A 17,613-nucleotide genomic window follows, 5' to 3' on the forward strand; every position below is an offset into this window, starting at 1 on the left:
TGGTTCGGGTTTTTATTTAAAAAGAATCACTCGGATTCCCATATTTTTTCCTTTGCCACTCAAAGGTTATACCAAGCTTTTCCCTAGCAAGATCAATAATAACTCCTGCTTCCCACTCAAATGTATTTTGCCCATTAGATGAGAATTTTTGGCAAAGTGTTGCTCCTACTGGATCATTCTCCGAGATTAATTCTGCAATCCATGCACCCGAGTTATAAAAATCATATCGAGAAATTAAATAATCATAAAAATCTAAAACCTGAATCCACATACGATTAGGAATATATCTCATAAATAAATCCATTTTTTGACCATCTAATGATGCTACAAAATCATCCACGACATCTATTAGAGTTGATTGACCTCGTATTAACATACTCTTCTTTACCATTTTAAAGTTCGAAACCCATCTAAAGTATAGAAATAGATAAGCTCAATCTAATTATTAATTCAAATGCTATAATTTTGACACATTATTAGATTGTCCGAATATTGCTGAAAACTTGCTTTAGATTGTAAAAACTCATCTATTTAGCAAAAAGAATAGCGATTTTTTAAATCCAACAACTCAATTTATTCATGTTTTTATATGAGGCATAAAATAATTACTACTGGCACAATTTGAACATCACTAAATAATGACTTTAACCACACACTCATCTTATTTTTTGATACCATTCCCTCTTTAGTTTTACCTACAGTTTTCTTTTTTATGACCGTATCCTACCAACAGCAACTTCAAGAGAAAGTTGAACGAATCACCACACAATTCGCATCGTTCACCCCACAAACTTTAGAAGTATTTCAATCGCCTGAACAACATTTCCGTATGCGTGCAGAATTTCGTATCTGGCATACCGAAGATGATTTGTTCTATGCCATGTTTGAACGTGCTGAGGATGGTAAGCAAAAAGAAGTCGTCCGTGTTGATGCGTTTCCAATTGCAGACCGTAGCATTAACGGCTTAATGCCGCGCTTACTGCAAGAACTAAAAGCAACACCCATTTTATCGCAACGTATTTTTGAAGCAGATTTCCTCGCTACTTTAAGTGGTGAGATGTTAGTGACTTTGATCTACCATCGTAAATTAGATGCTGATTGGGAAATCGCTGCAAAAGCACTCGCTGAAAAACTCAATATTAAGATTATGGGACGTAGTCGTGGTCAAAAGGTCATTATTGGTGAGGACTATGTCGTAGAACAACTTAACGTTCATGGACGGTCTTTTAAATATAAGCAAATTGAAAGTAGCTTTACTCAACCCAATGCCCAAGTGTGCCGAAACATGCTTGAATGGGCATGTGATGCTGCTGAAGGCGCGAAAAAAGACCTTTTAGAGCTGTACTGTGGCAATGGTAATTTTACCCTGCCATTATCGTTAAAATTTAAACGTGTATTGGCAACAGAACTGGCAAAATCTTCGGTTTATGCAGCGCAATGGAATATTGAACAAAACCAAATCGAAAATATTCAGGTTGCACGCTTATCTGCTGAAGAATTTACCCAAGCATATCAAGGTGAACGTGAATTTAGACGTTTGCAAGAAGCCGATATTGATATTCAAAGTTATGACTTTGACACGGTTTTTGTAGATCCGCCACGTGCAGGGATTGATGACGAAACGCTTAAATTATTACAAGGTTTTGAGCGTATTATTTACATTTCATGCAACCCTGATACTTTACATGACAATTTAAAAACATTGACTCAAACGCATCGCGTCACTAAGTTCGCCATGTTCGATCAATTCCCTTTTACACATCATGTTGAATCAGGCGTATTACTAGAAAAGATTTAAACAAATTATTGCAAAGTAAGTATTATAAATAGAGAGTTCATATAACTCTCTATTTTTTATTAAAGTTTATCTGTTGCATCCATTTAAAAAAATGATATTTATCAAAGTCAAATTCATCAATTTGTCACAATTCCGTTAAAAAATTAAATAGTTATCGAAATAACTGAAGTTCAACTGCTGCTTTTATCACTTAAGCTGACTTGTATTTTATTTTAAAGTGGCTATATTTCGATCTATGTTAGGTTGTATATGAAGGCTCTATGAGTTTTTGGCAAAAATTGTTGAATGCAGATCAGCAATATAATGAACATAAGAATCAGACTTCTTGTGTTGAAAATGATTATTCTTGCAAATCAAATGAACAATTACTGGATGCTTTAGTAAAAGCAACCGATGACGATGTAATCCAAGGCATCAAAAAAGTCCTGATTTCTCGAGGCTATAGTCGTAAAGAGCTTCTTGCACTGATCAAGTCGCCAATCCAATAAAAATAAATTCCCCCCTAATCTTCTGATGATCAGAAGATTAGGGGCTCATGACTTACAATTCTTTTGAGCAACCTCGGCTACGATCGGTCCTAAATTAAAACGCTTATCATGGCGTTTAGTTTGTGCCGAATATAAACTTGAAATCGAACCATCTAGATATAGTGCATTTTCAATTTTTAAATGCTGCTGAAAGAATTGGGCAAGCTGATAAAAATTAACCCGTTGCTGTGAGATCACAAAGTACAGTTGATTATTTTTAATTCCAACACCATTTCTTATTTTTAAAGAATTTGAATCGGCTAAAAATTGGCTATTGATTTTCGCCTTATAAACCAACATTGGTCCAGATTGTGTCGCAAACTGCGCCTTGAATCCATCAGATTTATAATCTCTTGTTGTTTTAATCACAGCATATTTATTGTTCCAAGCAACAACCCCATTTGGTTGCATAAAAAAATTACCAAAACCTGCCGCCTCATTTAGCCCAATAATTTGTTTACCCTGTTCGATATACAAACCTACAGGTTGGAAATCTGGGTGATACATCCCTGCATTCATTGCAAAATTTAACTGTTCACATGCTGGAAGTACGTTTTGAATATGAGAGAATTTCTGATAATAATGTTCAGTTTTTGGATTCTTTAAAAACAATCGAAGTTGTTGTAGATGCTCGACTTTGATTACATCGTAAGAAATATCATCTACTTGAATCGTTTGTTGTTGCATCGCATATGCATAAGGAATAAACAAACCAATCCATGAAGCTATAAGCCATTTTCTAAGCATAGTTTAATATTGTTCAAATCGACCGATCCCATTCTCCCACAGTGTGATAATGCATAAAAAGACTGGATACAATCTATACACACAATCTTATAGTTCAGCGTGTAAATAAACTCGATTGATTCATATTTTTTTATTAAAATACACTTGTAAATACAATGACCTTGTATGAGTATGCAGCAAACACAACAACATTTCCCACTCGGCACACATCTAATCGTCAAACACTTTGGTTATAGCCATCATGGTATTTATGCAGGTCGTGGACGTGTCATTCACTATTCTGGTTTTGCACATGTTTTCAAAAAGCATCCTATCGAAATAACATCAATTCAACGCTTTGCTCGTGGAAAACCAATTTATACGAGAGACTATCCATCTCCTCGTTACAAAGCCAAAGCAATTGTTCGGCGCATGCGTTCACGCATGCATGAAAATCAGTATCATTTGATTATTAACAATTGCGAACACTTGTGTACGTGGGCAATCACAGGTATTGAATCGAGTACGCAAGTTGTACGCATGCAACGTCGACTTGCGACCATTGGCTATGTCAGCTCAATTATGAGTTATATGAATAGTCTAATGCTGACCATTGCTACAGCTTGCTTTGCGATCGTACTATACATCAAACTTATACTAAGACGCCAAGCAAAAAAATCCATTCCAGTACATTTACAGCTCAAAGGAAAAGAGCCAAAAAAATAATTTCTTTCGTATTTAAATAGAGTAAAATTCACACAACCATTTACATCTATTCCTGTATCCACTATATTTGTTTCGGTACAGTTTGTATCACTTCCATGTTGAGGGTTCTATGTTGGAGATAGCAGTAATCTGATAACCATATTTCAATGAAAATTTGAAATGGGTTATCAACGCGAATTTTCAGGCTAAAAGCCTAGCTTTGCTTTTGATTACTTATATCAGGATTCCAACATGAACCTATCCAAGTCTGAACAATAGAGTTTACACGTCTTAGCAAAAGGCGGAAAAATCGTAAAACTCAAAAATGAATCAGGACAACTCATCGCTGTAGAATGCTATAGCCGTGAAGGTTTTTTATTAACTGATTGCACGGTTGAAGTTTTCAAAACGTTAAAAAAGAAAAAACTCATCAAATCAGCAGATGGTCAACCCTATCAAATCAATTTGAATGGTCTCAGGTCTGTACGTCCACAATTAGATAACCGCTAATTGATGAATAAATTGAAGAAGATAATATCCAATACTATTTTAGGTTTTTAAATATGAATATTCATATCCGCAATGAACAAATGGCTGACATTCAAGCTATTTTTGATTTAACTGAGGTGGCATTTAGAGAGCAAGAATACTCTAGTCATACTGAGCAATTTATTGTGAATGCTTTACGTGACTCCAATCAATTAACCGTTTCTTTAGTCGCTGAAAATGATCAGAACATTGTAGGACATATTGCTTTATCCCCTGTTCAAATCTCTGACAGGACAAAAGGCTGGTATGGTTTAGGTCCAATTTCAGTTTTGCCTAAGTACCAAGCACAAGGCATTGGTTCTCAATTGATGAAAGCAGGTTTAGTAGCACTTAAAGACCTACAAGCTGCTGGCTGTGTCTTACTGGGTGATCCACAATATTACGGTAGATTTGGTTTTAAAGCGGATACAAGACTTATTTTAGAAGGAGTGCCTGCTGAATATTTCCAAATCCTAACTTTTTCAGAAATAGTTCCAACAGGTTATGTCACTTATGCAGACGCATTTAATGCAACAGAGAGTTCACCATCCACTGTATAAAACTATAAGTATACACCAATCTCAATTTTATAAAATATTAATTTTATAAAAATCAAATAGATAATATTATTTTTATGTTTTTCAACCCCTCCCACCCCCCTTTATCAAAGCGGGACTGGGAGGGGTATTGTCTGAATTAAAACCTGTTTTAAGTTGAGATTGACGTAAGCATGTTTATTTGATCGTATTAAAATTTTCTGAAAAGTAAAAAATTTCTGATTTAGTTATCGGGTATGGCTTACCATTAATAATAAGTGGAAGAAATTTTGCTTGCTTACGAAATTCGTTTAAAACATAGTTATCTAGTTCTGTAAGCCCACTACTTTTTTCAATTTTTGCAATTGTTAAATTTCCATTATTATCTGCTTCTGAATAAATAGTAATAAACCTACTCTTCCCTTTAATATCATTAATATTAACTTTGATATTTGGTTTTTTTTCGAACTCTGGTTCTCTTGAGAGAAAAAATTTAAATGGTTGCTCAACTTTAATTCTATAAAATATTCCATTTTCTTGGTAAGGATAGAAACTAGACTTCATAGTTTTATCTAGTATTTTTTGATCTAATTTCTCTATTCCAGTACTTCTAATTATTTTTGCATCAACCATATCACCTTTTACATTTGTCTCTATTTCGATTAAAGCCTCTCTATCATACCCCTCAAGTTCAGCCGATTTAAGGGTAATTCTAGGGGACCATTTCCATTTCACATCAGGAATACTACTAATCTCATCTGTACCCCTACTATTAGAATAAACATTAGTAGTGATAAAGCATGTCATACACAGAAAGATAGAACTTAAAATTTTCATCTGATGCCTTTAGATTTATTTGGTTTTTCACAAAAAAGAGTTTTCAATTTGAAAAATATATCTAATATATTTCATATAACATTGAAGAACCATAAATTCCTCTATTAGAAGCTATTCTCTATAATTTTAATATTTTTCTCAAATAGATTTTTATAAATTTCTTACAAAATTTTCTAATTTAAATTAATCTACCCTTAATCAAGGTTATTCCCTTTTTTAAACCCAATAAATTGTATTTATGCTATTTTACTTGTGAAATAAAAAGTAATTACATTTTAAATATAAAAAAGGTTTATAAAATTAATTATAAACCTTTGTAATTAACCCGAATCCTGTTTAAGCCAAGGATTCCATAATTTGAATTTTTGGCTTATTTCGTTGGGTTAATTGATATGCGCATAACGATGCGTAAATCCCTCTTAGAAATCCATGAATACTACGTGCTTTACTCGTCACTAAATTGTATTGTCCTTTCAATAAGCTGAATAACGTTTCTATTTTATTACGTTGTTTTAAGTGATATTCATCTGATACACAGAGTTGAACAGACTGCATATTCTTTCGATGATAGGTAATCAAATCAATACCTTGACTTTTTAATCTGCTTTTTAATTCTTGGCTGATATAGCCACGATCCGCATAAAGCTTTGCTTCTAAGCCTTCAACCAAATGTTCAACCATTTTGATGTCAGAAATATGCCCATTCGATAAAGCAGAACAAGTGATTTCACCCAATTGATTCATCCCGATATGTAATTTACAGCCATAAAACCAGCCCATCGAGCTTTTACCACGTGATGCAATTTTGGCTAATGATTTATGGCGTTGAATCCGTTGATTTTTACAGACAGGTAAAGTGGTTGAATCAACCCATAAATATTGGCTACGTTGGCCTTTCATTAAGGCGACATGTAAAGCATGTAGTGCCAATTGATGCATATTGATGAGGTGAATCATTCGTTGGTAACAGGGTAAGGTTTTAAATAAATGACTTTTATCTTCCGTTAACCATGTGAAAAAGGCTTTGAAATTACTGAAGTGAGAACACTTATACCAAATGGCGATAAAATTGATTTCTGAGAGGCTCAATTGGGCTGGTCGAATTCTTATAGAGTGACGACTTTGTTTAAGAAATTTCCAATAAGTTGCTTCAAATTTAAGAAAGAAATCATCGATTACACAGAATAATTCGGTACTATTGAACATTAGGACTAGAGCTTTAAGTTTGGTGTGGTAACTCAACTGATGGCTCTAGTCCTCTTATTTTTCAAGTCAATTTCTTATCCGAGATTCGGGTTAATTAACAAACATTACTTCGCAGCAGTTGCTTCAGTTGTAATATTTACAGTGATTTTGTCACCTACATTCGGAATATAATATAAAATACATATATTCAAATACTTAAATACAATTGGCGAAATATTGGCGTAAATATGGGTTATCCACAGTCATTAAAAACAACAAAACCGACAAGCTTTTAAACTATGTCGGCATGAACTAAAGGTTATTATAAATGCAAAACAATAACAATGAGGATTTGGTATGCGCTACTTCTACATAAAGAAAGGAAAGCAATATCTGCATATCAAGCAGTATGTCTATAAGTGTTATCAAGAATTTTTACTAATGCTGCACACACTGCAAGCAAACACTGATATTGACGTTAGTTTTAATTGAGTGAGCTGTGCAGCCTGAGAATAATAAACAAGCCACACATACAAGAATTGCTATTTTTGATCTTTTGCAATGTATTGAGATGTGGCTTTTCATTAGTTCACCTCAATGCATTTTTTGTGACGTTCAACTTGACGTGCCCAGACTCCATAACAGCCGTTAGATCTGATAGAGCAATCACGCTTAGCAACAAACTTATACTTCAATAAAGAATCACAGGCAGCTTTGTATTGCCCTGCTTTTAAATTCCGAAGCATTGAAGAATTAGCAAAAGCAGATGTGCCGTATTGATATGTGAAATCGAGATAGATGTCATATTCAGCTTGTGAAAGCTTCACTCCATTCAAAGCTTTTTTAAAAGCAACTTCTCGCTTTGAAACATCGTTGCGAAGCCATTTATCAGCAGTTTCTCGTGTAATTGGTGGATCTGACATTTTGACTGGTGTGCCATTTGGCTTGAATGTTGAGCCATGCCCCTGCGTTGGTCGATCGCCAGCCACAGGAATAACTGGTTTTGCTGTGAATCCTTCTTTGATTTTTAAAGGCACAAAAAAAGCAGCCGAAGCTGCTAATAATGCGACTGAAATCTTAATTTTATTCGACATTGCAATTCTCCTTGAGTTGCTTAATTTTCAACTCATGAATGTCTTGCTCTCGCTTCATGCGCAGATCAGACTCTTTTTCTTCTCGTTTATTCTTTTTTATTTGGAAATATGCATTCAATAAAAATCCAAACAAAGCAATAAAAAAGCCTGCCAGTGCTAACCAATCTATGCTCGCTATCATCCCAAATATGCTTGCCCCCCCTCCGAAATATGTTGTTTTTGCTGATACCCCCGCTGCAATTTCTGCAACGCTGCTTGCTGCTTGATCTTGCATTCACCATTCCCCTAATTTTTGATAATAAAAAAGCCCTAGCTCATTTAAAGCTAAGGCTTGATGTGGTTTGTTGTGCGTTACACCGCTTTTATAAATGCAAAGAAAACATCCCCGATCTGTTTATAGCCTGAATCAGCAGGATGGACAGCATTTATTTGCGGATATTCCAGCTTTGGATTGTGGCTGTTCACAGGAACGCCATCCGAAAAAATAGGGAAGTTGTTTTCTGTATCTAAATTCACACCACCTCCAACCACATAAATATTTTGTGCTTCTTTACCAGCATAATATTCATACAGTTTTTTGTTGTATGTGATGATATTTCGCTTCGTTCTCCATGAAGTTTGATTACACGCATAGTTATATCCAAATGCATCCTGATCAGCATACGAAGGTGGTGCTACAACAGCAATCTTGGTAGACGCACTTGATGCCTTAATTGAGTTAATTAAAGTATCCAGTGCTGGAAATGCTGTTGATGTAAATGCTTCAACCGCAACATCACTTGTTAAGTTGAATGTATCGTTAATGCCTAACTGGATAAACACATAGTCAGGAGTTGATAGACTATTCACACTCAAATAGTTTGCAAAATTAATGGTCGAACCATCCCAGAAAGGATTACCAGGTTGTGATTGAACATTGCTAAACGCAATGGATGCATCTCCAGCCGCTGTATTGTCTTTCGCCAATGTTCCAGATGATCCATTAGTAGGTGCTGAACCGCTGGATAAGCTACAAGTGATTGTTCCTGAACCTCTACTTAATGCAATTTCTTGGACTAAAAACTTAGATCCACCATAAGCATAAATTGTTGCATTTACCGCTGGCTCTACAACAACTCCGCTGACTGAAAATCTATAATAAGTTCTTCCTGCGCCAGTGTAGTCAGCAATAGTCCAACCGCCGCGTCCTTCGTGTTTATTTGGAGCAGTGCCTCTTGTACCAACAAGACTGATATTCATCACATCTGTAACATCAATATCAAGTAATCGTTGCGTGATAACTCCTGGCTGAACTAGGGAATCGCCAATTACACAAACATTCTTTGTAATACCACTGTACGCATTTTTTGCTGCCAAAATCACTGAAGAGCTTTTAACATCCTGCAACACTCCTGTCTGTTTATTATGCACAGCCAAAGTTATTGGATAGGTTCCTGCTGTGTCTTGTGAAGTAGGTGTCCAAACCCAACCACGTTTCTTGTGAATACCCTTTGTGCATGTCACATCATGTTCATACAGCTTGTAGTCCTCTACTAGCGTGTGTTCAGGATAAATATGGCTTTCCAAGCCTTCTAACGCATAAATTTTTGGCGGGATAACCAATGTTGGTACATAGTCACTTCCACTATTATCACTTGTAGTCATAACATCGAGAAGAAGTTGAAATCCAGCCTCAATGAATGCCGCAGGGTTTGTTGCTGTGATATTTAAAGCCCAACCCGCTGTATTTGTAGCGCCTAAGTTAAACCCTCGGCTTACCAAATTACCACTTAGAACAGTATGATATCCAATTCTAAAAGTTGCTAATGATGCATGTTTGAATGCAATAACGAATGGACTGTTAGCACCAATCGAGATTATCTGATCTAGTTCTATTATTGATTCATCACCTAGATCCGAGCTTGGGAATACCTTACATGTTCCAGTGTAAGTGTAATTACCAGTGTTTGCAGATGTGACAAAATATCCCTGTGCGCCACTACTTACCGCTGATCCTGTAAAAATTCGATACTCAACATTTCCAACTGTTGGGTTCCAAATTCTTGCCTTAATTTTATTAAAATTGACTGCGCTGGTGTGTGTAGCATTCAACCCGACATAGTAAGTATTAGTTGAATATATTGCTGTACCTAAAATTTCAGCAGGAGTAAAAGGCTTGCCAAAATAAGAGTATTGAGCAATTTCAGATAAAAGTGCGGTATTACTTGCTGTAAGCTCTGTCTTTGATACAAAAATAGCCACCAAGTCCTCAAGTGTGCTTAGCGTACCCCACGGCTCCCAAGTTGTACTTGATATTTTGCGTCGCACTTTCATTTTGAATAGATTGACATACGGCAAATAGATCTGCGTAGGGTAATCTACTCCTGCCGACGTTATGCCCAAAACAAATATCGTGCCTGACTGATGGAACCCTGCATTATCTTGTGGCCAATTGATTAGATTTCCTGTTGCTAAATTTGCAGATAGTTTGTACTTACCGTCTATAACAAAATTGTTTACGTTGTTTCCTGCAACAATCGCTACAGACTTAAACATTGGGTTCGCGTCAGCATAGTTTTTTGCTTGTTGTAATGGATCGTAAACAGATTTTGTGAAAGTTGTTCCATCCCACTGCCAGTCGCCATTATTTGATGATGTCGCGTCATTGGTAACCATAACTTTTGATTTTGCAGGAATGCTTGCTTTGTCTGCGTCCATTGCTGCATATGTTAGATATGCTTTGTTTCCTACCCCCAACGTATTGACTTGAGTTTGGATAGCAGCTTCTGCGCTTACAGCTCTATTTGTCTCATTCGTTACTGCGGTGCTTAATGCTGTTTCTGCTGTAGTTGCTCGTGCAACTTCATTAGTTATACTTGTTGATAGAGCTGCTTCAGCCAATTGAGCTCTGCTGGTTTCATTATTTACAGATTCTTGGACTCTAGCTGCCAGTGCTAATTGCTCAAAAAACTGCTCTATTAAAATGATTGTATTATTCTTATTTGATACCGAAATAGAGCAATTATTTACTTCAGTGTAAATCTTAGCGGGCAATTCACCGTTAATGATATAACCATTTTTAGTGCGAATCGGCTGTTGTGCTAATTCCGTTTTTTCTTCATCCCAATACACATTGATTGGAAAACTTACTGGGTCTTTGCCACTTTCCCCAATAAAAACAAAGCCCTCATTAAGAGGGCTTCCATCAATATCAGTGAAAATTAGGTGTGGCGGGGTAATAATATTACTCATAATTCTTTCCTAGCAATTTATTGACAAGGTGACTTCTGCTGCATCAAGAGCTGCTGTTAATCCAAATGATTTGATTTGAAGTTGTGTTTTTGATTTAACTCCTGAATTTGGACGTCCAAATACGACAGGCCCATATGTTCCTGTTTCATTATCTCCTGCATCAGCAGAATTTAGCCTTGCAGCACAAGCTGCCAAAGGTGTCTCACCAATAGTTCAGGGTGGTGCGGTTAGAGCTGGACAAGCTGCTCAACAGGCAGCACAAGCAGCAATCCAAGCATACGTTGATCGTCTCGATGTTGTAGAGATCAAAGACATTATCGAACAAGAACTAAGAGAGCGCATTTAAGCGCTCCGTGGAGAAGAAGAATGAAAGTTGAAGGTAATGAAATAATTTTAGAGCATGGATCTGTCTCAGTTAGTGCAAATTGGTGTGGTGGTTCTCAGGTTTCTTTGGATGTGTCTTTGTTTATAGATAGCACTGAAAAGCATTATGACTGCGACTCTATAGAAATGGCATTTATTGAGTATGAACGGATTACTGGTGAATGTCATGACTGACCCTTGGAAAGAATTTGCACTCGTAATTTGGATTGTAATAAGTGTTGATAAGAATATTAATCGTCTTATGTCCTGTTATCTTCGCTAAAACCTCAACTGGTAATTTTCTATTTCTAACCATCCTGGTGATTGCTTCATGGCGAGTGTCATGAAAGTTGATATGACTTAACCCTGCTTCATCACGCATACGAATCCATGTTCGCTTGAATGTCTTAACTTTAACTGGAACTAAAATATCATTTTCAACTGGCAATAACGAAAGAAGTCTTTTTGCTTCTTTTGACAATGGTACATCACGAGATTCTCCATTTTTAGTAATCGGCAAATGAATAAACCCGTCGCGTACATCTTTGCGCTTCATCGCAAGGATCTCACCCTGACGCATTGCAGTTTCTAAAGCAAATAATAAAGACCAGCCTACATAATGTTGAGAATAAAAAGGTGCCGTCTCATTATCCCATTTTGATCTTTTAAAAATCTTCTCTTGATCTTCTGGCGAAATACGCTGACTTCTACCTTTACCTTTATCTGGCTTAACTACTGTATTCCATACATTATTCTCTATTAGAAAAAGCTCTTTTTGGGCATATGTAAAGATAGCTGAGAACATTGCGAACTCACGCAGTGCAGTACTGCTTTTCACTTCTAGAACACGCCTATTTCGCCAACGGACAATATCATTAGGCTTGAAGTCATAAATTGACTTATTAGCTAACTCACCAGTGATGCGCTCTAAGTTATCCAGTTTGTTTCTAATCACATGACTAGACTTTAGCTTAGAACCTTTTTCTAAAAAGTATTTCTCACATAACTTTTTAAAAGGAAATGAGGGTTTAATTCCTTTTTCTTCTTGGGCCTTTCCTGTTTTAAATTCAAGAAGTTTCAAGGCTGCCCATTGCTCACATTCTTTTTCTGTATCTCTAGTGGCACTTATCCTTCTGCCTTCATACATTAACTCTATTCGAAAAGAGTCTCCTCTTTTTCTAGGTTTTGGAATCTTCATTTCTCGGCGTAATCTTGGCGTAATATTCTTTTTATTTTAGCTATTTTATTGCGAAAATGAAGAAAATAATCAACTTTTTAAAAATCATAGGCGATAAAAAAGCTTGTAAAATACATGAAAAATATCTTACAAGCCATTGTATTTATTAAATATTATTTCGCAGCAGTTGCTTCAGTTGTAATATTTACAGTGATTTTGTCACCTACGTTCGGAACGTAGTTACCGATACCAAATACTGAGCGATCAAATGAAGTCGTTGCATTAAATCCAATTGCAGGTACTTTCGCCATTGGATGCTCGCCTTGTTTATTCAGTACAGCATCCAATACCACAGGTTTAGTTACACCTTTAACGGTTAAATCACCTGTAATTTTAAAGTGCTTTTTATCTTTGGTTTCTACTTTGGTACTTTTAAAGGTAATGTTTGGATATTTTGCGGCATTAAACCAAGCTTCCTCTTGGAATTCTTTATCCAAAGCAGCAACATTGGTATTTACACTACTTAAAGGAATCGTTACTTCCACAGATGAGTTAGCAGGCTTTGCATTATCAACTTTAATCACACCTTGGATATCAGTGAAATTTGCACTTGGTGTAGAGAAACCAAAGTGATTCCAGCTAAATACTGTTGCTGTATGTGTTGGATCGATTTTATAGTCTACTGGCGCAGCTAATGTTACAGAACTTGCGATAGCAGCAGCTAAACCGAGGCTTAATGTTTTAAATTGCATTTTTCGTATCCTTGTTTGATATAGGCAATAGTTTATAGGTCAAGTATTTTTATTCATTATTCTTTATAAAACGATATGTTTCATCCATGCAACAATAAAAGCGTTACAGCACATATCAAACACAATTATTATAAGACTATTCGGTACTGGACAATTGACCCTATAAACAACATGATCAATTGGTATATTTTCATTTAATTTCTTATAGATAAACAACAAGGTAAAACATGACACATACAGCACAAGCACTGAGTACATCTACACCTTATCGTGTAACACTTACAGATTCTTCAGGTCATACTTGGTATGCAGATGAGCCTACCGATAAAGGTGGTCAAGATACAGCACCAAATCCAATTCAGTTACTCTTGTCTGCGTTAGGTGCGTGTACAACTATTACACTGGAAATGTATGCCAACCACAAAGGGATTAAGCTTGATCATGTTCAGGTTGATTTGGCTTTAAATCCCAATGGCGAACCTGAATCAGGTCAAAACAATATTGAACGTAAAATTATCTTAAAAGGTGAATTTACCGAAGATCAGCACAAACGATTACTCAAAGTAGCTGAAAGCTGTCCTGTGCATAAATTATTAACGTCGAATATCTCGATTCAGAGTGAATTGAATATAGAGTAAATACGCTTACTAGATTTCAATTAAATCTGTTTTCCATTTCAATGATTCACCCATAGAAACTTCTATTGCTGAATTTACTATTTCGATGAATTCAGCAGGAATAAATGAATACAAATTTTCGCCATCAAAATAAATCCAAAATTCAGGTGGTGGAGTATCGCAACCATCGATAAACCCACCTGTTTCACTCTCCCCTAGACTATCAAACATCGTTGAATGAACATTAAAAGCTAAGATTTTCCCTTCTAGCTTTAATAAAGATTTATTGATCTCAAGGTTAAGCCTATTTTGAATCACTTGATCAAAATAGGAATGTAATCGAGAAGAATAGTTATCAACTCTCTCATTATGCTCCTTTATTTTTGAACTTTCGTGGAGAAAACAAATCAAAAAATCATATTCAGCGTGTTGCCAAAATCTTTTACTTCCGTTCAAATTAAAAAAGTATAAATATTTGATATTATTTAATATTTCATCAAAAGAATTAAGTTCAAATTCTGTTTTCATCACGATATCCCCACAATCTATTAAATTTCAATAAAGTACCACTGATCTGCACAAACGCCTGTTAAAAGTAGCGGAAAATTGCCCGACTCATAAATTGTTAACGTCGAATATTTCGATTCAGAGTAAATTAAATATCGGATGAGTGATATAAATATAGTCTTTATGTTAAAGACTATATTTTATAAAAATTTAATATTTAACTGATAATTAAGTTCCTGACACTCAAATTCTTCCAACATATGCTGAGGAACGATCTGTTTTGCTTCTGGGCTTATAATCATATAAGTTAAGTCATACCAATTCACTTCACTCTTATCATCTGGACAGTAGAAATGCCCCTTTTGTTGATCCAATTTAATGTATTTTCCATTAACACCTCTTAACTCATAGCCATATTTATGGGATAAAAGTATGTTCACCAGCTCTACAATTTTAGGCTTATATTGTGGAAAAAGTTCTGTTTTTTCAAAATAATGAACCATCTCTAAACTTGCCATCTTCAAAAATTGTGTTTCGTATTCATTAACACAATCAACTTCAAATAATCGCCAAGTAGATAAATTTTCAATATCTTGCAAACTTTGAATTAGACAGTCTGTATATTTAAATAGGTGATATTTACATAAATTCTGCTTTGGGTCTTCTGTGAAAAGAATTTCTGTATCAAAACCCAGCCCAAGTTCAGCCATAGCACTTTGCTCAAATAGAGCATTCCTAAGTTTTAAACGCCAGTCATCAAATTCAAAATAATAAGCACGGTTAGCAGCGATTCTACAAATCATTGAGAATAAATGTGGTGGTATGTCAGTCATGATCGTTATTATTAACCGATAGCAAAGAGAATATTGAATAATTTCGTTAGTTATATCAGCATTGATTTTATAAACTCAATTGAGATACATAAAAAAGCGCCCTATTCAGGACGCTTTTTTATACCACTTAATTCAATTAAGCAGTCAATTCTTTAACCGCAGCAACAACTGCTTCAGTAGTGATACCAAAGAATTGGAACAAGTCTTTCGCTGGTGCAGATTCGCCATAAGTCGTCATACCGATCACTTTGCCATCTAAACCAACAAACTTCCACCAGTAGTCCACATGAGTCGCTTCAACCGCTACACGCGCACGGATTTGTGCAGGTAATACCACTTCACGATACGCAGCATCTTGCTTCATAAACTCTTCAGCACATGGCATAGACACTACACGCACACCTTCAAGTTGTGCATATGCTTCCATTGCCAATGAAACTTCTGAACCAGTCGCAATGATGATTGCTTTCAATTCACCTTTTTCTTCAGCAAGTACATAACCACCTTTTGCAACATTTTGAATCTGAGCTTCAGTGCGTGCTTGGAATGGCAAGTTTTGACGAGAGAAAATTAACGCTGATGGGCCTTCTTTACGTTCCAATGCAGATTTCCAAGAAATCGCAGCTTCAACTGTGTCACATGGACGCCAAGTATTTAAGTTTGGTGTACCACGTAAAGATGCTATTTGCTCAACAGGTTGATGTGTCGGACCATCTTCACCCAAACCAATCGAGTCATGTGTATAGACATGAATTACACGTTGCTTCATTAATGCAGACATACGCACTGCATTACGTGCATATTCCATAAACATGAGGAATGTTGCAACGTAAGGAACGAAACCACCGTGTAAAGCTACACCATTCGCAATTGCAGTCATACCGAATTCACGGACACCGTAATACACGTAGTTGCCAGCTGGGTTTTCTTGTACACCTTGGCAACCTTTCCAAAGTGTTAAGTTAGAACCTGCCAAGTCAGCAGAACCACCTAATAACTCAGGAAGTAATGGACCAAAGGCTTGTAAAGTATTTTGGCTTGCTTTACGTGTAGCAATCGTTTCTGCTTTTGCATTGGTTTCAGCAATGAATGCATCTGCTTGTGCAGCAAATTCAGCAGGTAAATCACCATTGATACGGCGTAGTAATTCAGCTGCTTCAGTTGGATATTTTGCTTGATATTGAGCAAACAATTCATTCCAAGCTGCTTCAGAGCTTTGACCTTTGGCTTTTGCGTCCCAAGCTGCATAAACATCTTCAGGAATTGCAAATGCAGTTTGATCCGTCCAACCTAATGCTTCACGGGTTAAAACGATTTCGTCTTTACCTAGTGGCGCACCGTGGCAATCTTCTTTACCTTGTTTGTTTGGAGAACCTAAACCAATAATCGTTTTACACATAATGATTGTTGGCTTATTGGTTTCAGCTTTCGCTTCAACTGTTGCTTGACGAATTGCAGCAGCATCGTGACCATCTACACGAATGACTTGCCAACCGTAAGCATTGAAACGTTGTTCAGTATCATCACTAAACCAACCTTCCACTTCGCCATCAATTGAAATACCGTTGTCATCGTAGTACGCAATCAACTTACCAAGACCTAAAGTACCAGCAAGTGAACATACTTCGTGAGAAATACCTTCCATTAGGCAACCATCACCTAAGAAACAGTAAGTGAAATGATCAACAACGTTTAAGTCATCTTTGTTGAATTGTGCAGCTAAGGTTTTTTCAGCTAAAGCGAAACCAACAGCATTGGCGATACCCTGACCTAATGGACCTGTTGTCGTTTCGATACCAGGTGCATAACCCAATTCTGGATGACCTGGAGTTTTAGAATGTAATTGACGAAATTGTTTTAAATCTTCAATAGATAATTCATAACCTGTCAAATGCAATAATGCATATTGCAACATAGAGCCATGACCATTTGACAATACAAAACGATCGCGGTTCGCCCATTGTGGGTTAGTCGGGTTATGATTTAAAAATTCACGCCAAACCACGTCAGCGATATCTGCCATCCCCATTGGAGCACCAGGATGCCCTGAGTTTGCTTGTTGCACAGCATCCATAGCCAAGACACGAATTGCATTTGCAATACGACGTTCATTCAAAGGGGTTGTCATAAGTCAGAATCCGATTAAATCAATTAGATGAGAGAAGATGAGAGATCACCTTTCAAAAGATGCGACTAT

General features: G+C 36.2%; 19 protein-coding genes and 3 pseudogenes. 8 read left to right on the plus strand and 14 right to left on the minus strand.

From position 1 onward, the window contains the following. Positions 1–16: 16 nt before the first annotated feature. Entirely contained in the window at positions 17–376 is a 360-nt protein-coding gene (locus C502_RS0107725) for a hypothetical protein (protein ID WP_023274759.1), read from the minus strand. Positions 377–712: 336 nt separating this feature from the next. On the opposite strand from C502_RS0107725, the gene trmA reads away from it, so the two are divergent. Further along, positions 713–1,798, plus strand: coding sequence for a tRNA (uridine(54)-C5)-methyltransferase TrmA (gene trmA / locus C502_RS0107730; protein WP_018678267.1), 1,086 nt, complete (start codon positions 713–715; stop codon positions 1,796–1,798). Positions 1,799–2,058: 260 nt separating this feature from the next. Next, positions 2,059–2,286 (plus strand): hypothetical protein, encoded by a 228-nt coding sequence (locus C502_RS0107735; protein ID WP_018678268.1) that lies wholly within the window; start codon positions 2,059–2,061, stop codon positions 2,284–2,286. Between the two features lie 45 nt (positions 2,287–2,331). On the opposite strand, the gene C502_RS0107740 is transcribed toward C502_RS0107735, so the two are convergent. Continuing rightward, complete coding sequence (locus tag C502_RS0107740; protein ID WP_018678269.1) at positions 2,332–3,072, minus strand: phosphodiester glycosidase family protein; 741 nt, start codon at positions 3,070–3,072, stop codon at positions 2,332–2,334. 171 nt (positions 3,073–3,243) lie between these two features. Here C502_RS0107740 and C502_RS0107745 point away from each other — a divergent pair, with 171 nt between their 5' ends. From C502_RS0107745 to C502_RS0107755, 3 genes and pseudogenes are all read left to right on the plus strand, one after another. Beyond that, the gene (locus C502_RS0107745) at positions 3,244–3,777 is read left to right on the plus strand and encodes a lecithin retinol acyltransferase family protein (RefSeq protein ID WP_018678270.1); all 534 of its coding nucleotides are present in this window, start codon (positions 3,244–3,246) and stop codon (positions 3,775–3,777) included. Positions 3,778–4,008: 231 nt separating this feature from the next. Beyond that, positions 4,009–4,266, plus strand: a pseudogene (locus C502_RS18805) (YjhX family toxin). Positions 4,267–4,319: 53 nt separating this feature from the next. Beyond that, on the plus strand, positions 4,320–4,844 hold the full coding sequence (locus C502_RS0107755) for a GNAT family N-acetyltransferase (RefSeq protein ID WP_018678271.1): 525 nt from the start codon (positions 4,320–4,322) through the stop codon (positions 4,842–4,844). Between the two features lie 174 nt (positions 4,845–5,018). On the opposite strand, the gene C502_RS0107760 is transcribed toward C502_RS0107755, so the two are convergent. The 7 genes and pseudogenes from C502_RS0107760 to C502_RS0107785 all read right to left on the minus strand — a co-directional run bounded on the left by C502_RS0107760 (position 5,019) and on the right by C502_RS0107785 (position 11,362). After that, positions 5,019–5,657 (minus strand): energy transducer TonB, encoded by a 639-nt coding sequence (locus tag C502_RS0107760; protein ID WP_018678272.1) that lies wholly within the window; start codon positions 5,655–5,657, stop codon positions 5,019–5,021. 336 nt (positions 5,658–5,993) lie between these two features. Then, positions 5,994–6,863 (minus strand): IS982 family transposase, encoded by an 870-nt coding sequence (locus C502_RS0107765; RefSeq protein ID WP_018678273.1) that lies wholly within the window; start codon positions 6,861–6,863, stop codon positions 5,994–5,996. 104 nt (positions 6,864–6,967) lie between these two features. Further along, a pseudogene (locus C502_RS19115) lies at positions 6,968–7,033 on the minus strand (YceI family protein); the annotation flags it as partial. 393 nt (positions 7,034–7,426) lie between these two features. Continuing rightward, entirely contained in the window at positions 7,427–7,936 is a 510-nt protein-coding gene (locus C502_RS0107770; RefSeq protein ID WP_018678274.1) for a glycoside hydrolase family protein, read from the minus strand. Further along, positions 7,926–8,210 (minus strand): holin, encoded by a 285-nt coding sequence (locus tag C502_RS0107775; protein WP_018678275.1) that lies wholly within the window; start codon positions 8,208–8,210, stop codon positions 7,926–7,928. The genes C502_RS0107770 and C502_RS0107775 overlap by 11 nt, the downstream gene beginning before the upstream one ends. Positions 8,211–8,287: 77 nt before the next feature. After that, positions 8,288–11,167, minus strand: coding sequence for an SGNH/GDSL hydrolase family protein (locus C502_RS0107780; protein WP_018678276.1), 2,880 nt, complete (start codon positions 11,165–11,167; stop codon positions 8,288–8,290). A 9-nt stretch (positions 11,168–11,176) separates the two neighbouring features. Then, a complete protein-coding gene (locus tag C502_RS0107785) occupies positions 11,177–11,362 on the minus strand; it encodes a hypothetical protein (RefSeq protein ID WP_018678277.1) in 186 nt (61 codons plus the stop codon). 171 nt (positions 11,363–11,533) lie between these two features. Between C502_RS0107785 and C502_RS0107790 the strand changes: the two genes are divergently transcribed. After that, a complete protein-coding gene (locus C502_RS0107790) occupies positions 11,534–11,725 on the plus strand; it encodes a hypothetical protein (protein WP_018678278.1) in 192 nt (63 codons plus the stop codon). Here the strand turns inward: C502_RS0107790 and C502_RS18180 are convergent. Then, positions 11,703–12,728: a site-specific integrase gene (locus C502_RS18180; protein WP_023274785.1), complete on the minus strand. Its 1,026-nt coding sequence runs from the start codon at positions 12,726–12,728 to the stop codon at positions 11,703–11,705. The two genes, C502_RS0107790 and C502_RS18180, sit on opposite strands and share 23 nt — an antisense overlap. Before the next feature lie 152 nt (positions 12,729–12,880). Beyond that, positions 12,881–13,459 carry a YceI family protein gene (locus tag C502_RS0107800; protein WP_018678280.1) on the minus strand — a complete coding sequence of 193 codons (579 nt, stop codon included), beginning with the start codon at positions 13,457–13,459 and terminating at the stop codon, positions 12,881–12,883. Between the two features lie 227 nt (positions 13,460–13,686). On the opposite strand from C502_RS0107800, the gene C502_RS0107805 reads away from it, so the two are divergent. After that, positions 13,687–14,097 (plus strand): OsmC family protein, encoded by a 411-nt coding sequence (locus tag C502_RS0107805; protein ID WP_018678281.1) that lies wholly within the window; start codon positions 13,687–13,689, stop codon positions 14,095–14,097. A 9-nt stretch (positions 14,098–14,106) separates the two neighbouring features. Here the strand turns inward: C502_RS0107805 and C502_RS0107810 are convergent, their stop codons facing one another. Next, the gene (locus tag C502_RS0107810) at positions 14,107–14,604 is read right to left on the minus strand and encodes a hypothetical protein (protein WP_018678282.1); all 498 of its coding nucleotides are present in this window, start codon (positions 14,602–14,604) and stop codon (positions 14,107–14,109) included. A 37-nt stretch (positions 14,605–14,641) separates the two neighbouring features. On the opposite strand from C502_RS0107810, the pseudogene C502_RS18810 reads away from it, so the two are divergent. Next, positions 14,642–14,746 (plus strand): annotated as a pseudogene (locus C502_RS18810) (OsmC family protein); the annotation flags it as partial. A 37-nt stretch (positions 14,747–14,783) separates the two neighbouring features. Here C502_RS18810 and C502_RS0107815 read toward each other — a convergent pair. Together C502_RS0107815 and tkt are read right to left on the minus strand one after the other, a co-directional pair. After that, positions 14,784–15,416, minus strand: coding sequence for a hypothetical protein (locus C502_RS0107815; protein ID WP_018678283.1), 633 nt, complete (start codon positions 15,414–15,416; stop codon positions 14,784–14,786). Between the two features lie 136 nt (positions 15,417–15,552). Continuing rightward, the gene (gene tkt / locus C502_RS0107820) at positions 15,553–17,544 is read right to left on the minus strand and encodes a transketolase (protein WP_018678284.1); all 1,992 of its coding nucleotides are present in this window, start codon (positions 17,542–17,544) and stop codon (positions 15,553–15,555) included. Positions 17,545–17,613: the final 69 nt, after the last annotated feature.

Source organism: Acinetobacter tjernbergiae DSM 14971 = CIP 107465, assembly GCF_000374425.1.
In the GTDB taxonomy this organism is placed as follows: domain Bacteria; phylum Pseudomonadota; class Gammaproteobacteria; order Pseudomonadales; family Moraxellaceae; genus Acinetobacter; species Acinetobacter tjernbergiae.